General features: G+C 62.6%; 6 protein-coding genes. 3 read left to right on the top strand and 3 right to left on the bottom strand.

Features of this window, described 5'->3' with window-relative positions; genetic code table 11:
• Nucleotides 1–1,587 (top strand): PQQ-binding-like beta-propeller repeat protein (locus tag ACESL8_RS03210; RefSeq protein WP_372915894.1); only part of this gene is annotated, 1,587 nt, incomplete at its 5' end.
• A gap of 43 nt (nt 1,588–1,630) precedes the next feature.
• On the opposite strand, the gene ACESL8_RS03205 is transcribed toward ACESL8_RS03210, so the two are convergent.
• Both ACESL8_RS03205 and ACESL8_RS03200 read right to left on the bottom strand, forming a co-directional pair.
• A complete protein-coding gene (locus tag ACESL8_RS03205; RefSeq protein ID WP_372915892.1) occupies nt 1,631–2,809 on the bottom strand; it encodes a VWA domain-containing protein in 1,179 nt (392 codons plus the stop codon).
• A gap of 68 nt (nt 2,810–2,877) precedes the next feature.
• A complete protein-coding gene (locus ACESL8_RS03200) occupies nt 2,878–3,834 on the bottom strand; it encodes an SDR family NAD(P)-dependent oxidoreductase (RefSeq protein WP_372915890.1) in 957 nt (318 codons plus the stop codon).
• 38 nt (nt 3,835–3,872) lie between these two features.
• Here ACESL8_RS03200 and ACESL8_RS03195 point away from each other — a divergent pair, with 38 nt between their 5' ends.
• Nucleotides 3,873–4,598 carry an SDR family NAD(P)-dependent oxidoreductase gene (locus ACESL8_RS03195; RefSeq protein WP_372915888.1) on the top strand — a complete coding sequence of 242 codons (726 nt, stop codon included), beginning with the start codon at nt 3,873–3,875 and terminating at the stop codon, nt 4,596–4,598.
• The gene (locus ACESL8_RS03190) at nt 4,595–5,326 is read left to right on the top strand and encodes an SDR family NAD(P)-dependent oxidoreductase (protein ID WP_372915886.1); all 732 of its coding nucleotides are present in this window, start codon (nt 4,595–4,597) and stop codon (nt 5,324–5,326) included. The genes ACESL8_RS03195 and ACESL8_RS03190 overlap by 4 nt, the downstream gene beginning before the upstream one ends.
• A gap of 17 nt (nt 5,327–5,343) precedes the next feature.
• On the opposite strand, the gene ACESL8_RS03185 is transcribed toward ACESL8_RS03190, so the two are convergent.
• Nucleotides 5,344–6,013: AAA family ATPase (locus ACESL8_RS03185; protein WP_372915884.1), on the bottom strand; the 670-nt coding region annotated here is incomplete at its 5' end.

Raw genomic sequence — 6,013 nt, 5'->3', positions numbered from 1 at the left:
CCTTACACCATCACCGGCGCGCCGCGCGTGGTAAAGGGGCTGGTGGTGATCGGCAACGGCGGCGGCGAACTGGGTGTGCGCGGCTATGTGACCGCCTATGACGCGATGACCGGCAAGAAGAAATGGCGGTTCTTCACGGTGCCGGGCGATCCGGCCAAGGGCCCCGATGGCGAAGCATCGGATCGCGTGCTGGCCGGCAAGGCATTGCCGACCTGGTATGGCGATTACTGGAAGGGCGGCGCTGGCGGCACCGCTTGGGATGCCATCGTTTATGATCAGGAACTCGATCAGCTGTACATCGGCGTTGGCAATGGCAGCCCGTGGAATCACCAGATCCGCTCCGAAGGCAAGGGCGACAATCTGTTCCTGTCGTCGGTGTTGGCGCTGAAGCCGGAAACGGGCGAATATATCTGGCACTATCAGGGCACGCCGGGCGACACCTGGGATTACACCCACACCCAGCCGATCATCCTTTCGACGCTGATGATCGAAGGCAAGCCGCGCAAGGTGCTGATGCAAGCGCCGAAAAACGGTTTTTTCTATGTGATCGACCGCGCCAACGGCCAATTGGTTTCGGCCAAGAGCTTTGCCACACAAACCTGGGCCACGGGCGTCGACATGAAAACCGGCCGCCCGATCGAAGTGCCAGAGGCGCGCTACCGCAACGCTGGCGCACTGGTAATGCCGTCGCCATTGGGCGCCCATAATTGGCAACCAATGAGCTTTTCACCGCGCACCGGCCTGGTTTATCTGCCGGCGCAGGAAATCCCGCAGTTTTACCAGAGCGAGGCCGGCTTTGAACGCCGCGAAGGCGCGTGGAACCTTGGCATCAGCCTGGCGGCCGGCTCGGTGCCGGACGACCGGGCGCAGTTCAAGGCGATCAAATCGGCATTGAAAGGCCGATTGATCGCGTGGGACCCGGTGGCGCAAAAGCCCGCTTGGGAAGTGGGCTATGATGGCCCGTGGAACGGCGGCACGCTGGCAACGGCAGGCAATCTGGTGTTTCAGGGCAATGGCGCTGGCACGTTCCAGGCGTTCAACGCCAGCACGGGCGCCAAATTGTGGAGCTTCGACGCGCAAACCGGCATCATCGCCGGGGCTGTAAGCTATGCGGTGAAGGGCGAGCAATATGTGGCGGTGATGGCCGGATATGGCGGCGCCTACCCCTTGACCAGCGCCTTTGAAGACCCGCGCGAAGCCAGGAATGGCCGCGTGCTGGTGTTCAAGCTGGGCGACAAGCGCCAGCTGCCGGCGGCCACAGCGCCGGTGTTTGCGGCGGCCAATCCGCCCAAGGACGTGTTTACGCTGGCGCAGGTGACCGAGGGCGGCAGCATCTACAATTCGACCTGCTTTGCCTGCCACGGTACCGATGCCTATTCATCCGGCATCCTGCCCGATCTGCGCCGTTCGGCGGTGCTGAGCGATGCCGATGCGTGGAAAGCCATCGTTCATGATGGCGCGCTGAAGGCCAATGGCATGATCGGCTTCAGCCGCTGGTACACCCCGGCACAACTGGAAGCCGTGCGCGCCTATGTGGGCGAACAGTCGAAGAAATTGCAGGGCCGCGAGGCAGCGGCGGGCAAGTAACTGGCGCGCCCTTCCCCGGTTTGTTGCCGGGGGAGGGCGATCCTTATTTCTTGCGGCTCAATTCCCGCATGCCGCGGTCCAGCCCTTCGAGGCTGAGGGGATACATGCGGTTGTTCATGATCTCCTTGATCATGCGGATTGATTGGCCGTTTTCCCAATGTTTTTCGGGGATCGGGTTGAGCCATACTGATGAATGATAAATGTCGGTCATCCGGCGCAGCCAGACTTCGCCGGGCTCCTCGTTCCAATGTTCGGTGCTACCGCCGGCATAGGTGATTTCGTACGGGCTCATCGACGCATCGCCTACGAATACCAGCTTGTAATCATGCGGGTATTTGTGGAGCACATCCATCATCGAGGAACGCTCGGTCCAACGGCGATTGTTATCTTTCCACACCGCATCATAGGGGCAGTTGTGGAAATAAAAGAATTCAAGGTGCTTGAATTCGGATTTTGCCGCCGAAAACAGCTCCTCGCACAGCTTGATGTGCGGATCCATCGAGCCGCCGATATCCAGCATCAGCAGCAGTTTCACCGCATTGTGACGTTCCGGGCGCATGACGATATCGAGCCAGCCTTGCTTGGCGGTGCCCTTGATGGTCGAGTCCAGATCAAGCTCGTCGGCAGCGCCTTCACGGGCAAAGCGGCGCAGGCGGCGCAGCGCGACCTTGATGTTGCGGGTGCCGAGTTCGACGGTTGAATCGAGGTTCTTGAATTCGCGCTTGTCCCAAACCTTGACGGCGCTGCCCTTGCGGCCGTCCTTCTGGCCGATGCGCACGCCTTCGGGATTGTCGCCGTAGGCACCGAACGGTGATTTGCCGGCGGTGCCGATCCACTTGTTGCCGCCCTCATGGCGCTTTTTCTGCTCTTCCAGGCGTTTCTGGAGCGTCTCCATCAGCTTGTCCCAGCCCATTTTTTCCAGCTCGGCGCGCTCTTCCTCGCTCAGGTTCATTTCGGCGATGGCGCGCAGCCAATCTTCGGGAATCTCGGTCTCGCCGGTCTCAAGTGTTGGCTCTATGCCTTTGAACACCTTGGAAAATACCATGTCGAAGCGGTCGAGCAGGCCTTCGTCCTTCACGTAGGTGGCGCGGGCCAGATAATAGAAATCGGTGATCGAATAATCGATGACATTGCCTTGCAGCGCCTCCAGCAGCAGCAGATGCTCCTTCATGGAGACCGGGATTTTCGCGGCGCGCAGTTCTTGCAGAAAGGTGAGAAACATGGGTTTGGCCTTGGCTTGAATGTCGCGACTGTCGCCGGGTACGGACGGCCGTGCAATGCGGAATTTTGTCAGCCGCCGCGCAGCGCTTTCAGCGTGCGATTTGGCGGGATCAGCGTGTCGATGCGGCCGCCGGGGTAAAAGGCATGGATTGGCGCTTGTTCGGGCAGGGCGGACAGTGCATCGGCCAGCGCCGGCACCTGCCACTGGCCGGCGTTGGTCACCAGCCAGTCGGCGCTCCACGGTTGATAGAGCGCCACGTCTGGCCCTTCCACGCCAAAAATGCGCGCCGTGAAGCGGTTGAGCGGCGAGGCGAGATAGACCACCAGCGGCGAGACATGATCGGGCAGGTGGCGATCGAAGCCCTCGGTTTTGGGCATGAGTTGGTCCACCGCCGGGCTGGCCATCACCATGCGGGTGCGTGCAGCCGGCGCGATGGCGTTGGCGCGCACGCCCAGATGGGCGAGTTCCTGCGCCGCAGCCACGGTAAGGGCCGCAATGCCGGCCTTGGCGGCGCAATACGGCCCGCCGTTCGCCATTGGATGCACGCCCACCGGCGACGTGGTGTTGATGATGGCGCGGCCTTCCCGGCGACCCTGCGCGGCCCACAGCGCGGCGGCGTGGTGGCAGACGGCGGTGGTGCCCTTCAGATGCACCCCGGTTTCAAGATCAAAATCGGCCTCGGTCAGGTCGATCAGGCTGGCGGGGCGGTTGATGCCGGCGTTGTTGACGACGATATCCAGCCCGCCGAACGCCGTCACCGCGTCGTCGATGATGGTCTTTGCGCCGGCCCAATCGGCTACGCTGGCACGATTGGCCACTGCGCGGCCGCCCAAGGCGATGATTTCGGCCACCACGTCGGCCGCTGCGCCCCCCTGCAATTCGTGAGGGCCGCCGCCCGTCACGCAGCCGCCCAGATCGTTCACCACCACGGCGGCACCGTGGGCGGCGAGCGCCAGGGCGTGACAACGGCCCAATCCGCGGCCGCCGCCTGTCACAATCGCGACCTTGCCCAAAAGTAGCGCCATGGCTGAAATCCCTTTGCAGTATTGGGGAGAGAGTGGGCGTGAGCCAGTTTGCCGGCAAGACCGTGGTAGTGACAGGGGGATCGACCGGCATCGGCAATGCCGCTGCGCGGGCGTTCCTGGCCGCCGGTGCGCGCGTGATCGTGACGGGCACGCGTGCCAGCGCAGCTGATTATGCCGGCAGCGATGGTGATCTGGCCGGGCTGGAGTATCACCAGCTCGATCAGGGCGATCTGGCGGCAGTGGCGGCGTTTGATCCGGGCGCGGCGCGGCTTGATGTGCTGGTCGTTTCCGGCGCCAAGGTTGCCTACAAGCGGGCGGAGTTCCAGCCCGAGGTGTTTGCCGATGTGCTGGCCACCAATTTGACTGGCCCGATGGCGCTGGCGATGAAGTTTCGCACTGCGTTGGCGGCGACAAAAGGCAATATCATCCTTGTCGGCAGCGTCGCTTCGTTTCGCGGCACGGTTGGCCAGCCGGCTTATTCCGCCAGCAAGGGCGGCCTGCTCACCCTTACACGCACGCTGGCACAGGCGCTGGGCGGGGAGGGCATACGGGTGAATTTGGTGGCGCCGGGACTGGTGCGATCCAAGATGACCGCGATCACCTGGGAACATCCCGACCGGCTGGCAGCCACGGAACGGCAGGTGCCGCTGGGCCGCATCGGCGAACCGGACGGTATTGCCGGGCCGATCATTTTTCTGGCGTCGGATGCGGCGCGCTATGTCACCGGCGCCTCGCTGGTGATCGACGGGGGACTTTCGGCATGAATGGCCTTAACAATGGCAGCTGGGCGCGCGGATTGTCCGTGCTGGTCACGGGCGGCACGCAGGGCATCGGCAAGGCAGTTGCCGACCAATTCCTCGCCCTTGGTGCCAAGGTGACGATCACCGGCACCCGCACCCGCGTGGAATGTTACGATGCGGCGCCCGAAGGCGCGACCTATTTGCAGGCCGATCTGACGTGGCCCGAAGCGCGCGCCGAGGTGGCAGCGCATATCGACAACCTGGATGTGCTGATCAACAACGCCGGCCGCGGATCGGCCAATGAATATGATCAGGAAGAATTCGAGCAGATCATCGACACAAACCTGAATGCGGTAATGGACCTTTCGGTGCGGCTGCACCCGTTGCTCAAGGCCACGCGCGGCAGCATCGTCAATGTTGGCAGCCTCGCCAGTTTCCTCGCCTTGAAGGAAACCCCGGCCTACACCGCTTCCAAGGCTGGCCTTTTGGGCCTGACGCGGGCGCTGGGGGACAAATGGGCCCCCGACGGCGTGCGCGTGAACCTGGTTGCCCCCGGCTTCATTGCAACGCGCATGACCGAAGGCGCCCGCCAAAATCCGGAGCGTGAAAAGAAACTGATGCGGGCCATCCCCATGCAGCGCTGGGGCGAACCCGAGGAAATCGCCAATGCCATCTTGTTCCTCGCCAGCCCGGCCGCGAGCTATATCACCGGGCAAAGCCTGGCGATCGATGGGGGGTTGATGCTGCGCTAGAGCGCGGCGGGGCTGGCTTAACCCTGCCCGCGCCGGCTCATGAAGGCGAGGCGTTCGAACAGCATCACGTCGGCTTCGTTCTTGAGCAGGGCGCCGTGCAGCGGCGGGATCAGCGATTTGGTGTCGCGATTGCGCAACACGTCGAGCGGCAGATCTTCGTGCATCAGCAGCTTGAGCCAATCCAGCAGTTCGCTGGTGCTGGGCTTTTTCTTCATGCCGGGCACTTCGCGCATGTCGAAGAAGATGTTCATCGCTTCGGCGACCAGAGCGCGCTGGATGTCGGGATAGTGGACGCGCACGATGGCTTCCATCGTGTCACGATCCGGGAATTTGATGTAGTGGAAGAAGCAGCGGCGCAGGAACGCGTCGGGCAATTCCTTTTCGTTGTTGCTGGTGATGATCACGATCGGGCGCTGCTCGGCCTTCACCCGCTCCCCGGTTTCGTAAACATCGAATTCCATGCGATCGAGTTCGGTGAGCAGATCGTTGGGAAATTCGATATCGGCCTTGTCGATCTCGTCGATCAGCAGCACCGGCAGGCGTTCGCTGGTGAAGGCTTCCCACATCTTGCCGCGCCGGATGTAATTGGCGATGTCGCTCACCCGGCTGTCGCCCAGCTGGCTGTCGCGCAGGCGGGAAACGGCATCATATTCATACAGGCCCTGCTGGGCCTTGGTGGTGGATTTG

The sequence above is a fragment of the Sandarakinorhabdus sp. genome, from assembly GCF_041689835.1.
GTDB lineage: Bacteria > Pseudomonadota > Alphaproteobacteria > Sphingomonadales > Sphingomonadaceae > Sandarakinorhabdus.
Note: the sequence above shows the minus strand (reverse complement) of the source record. Positions and strands in the feature narration are given on the sequence as shown.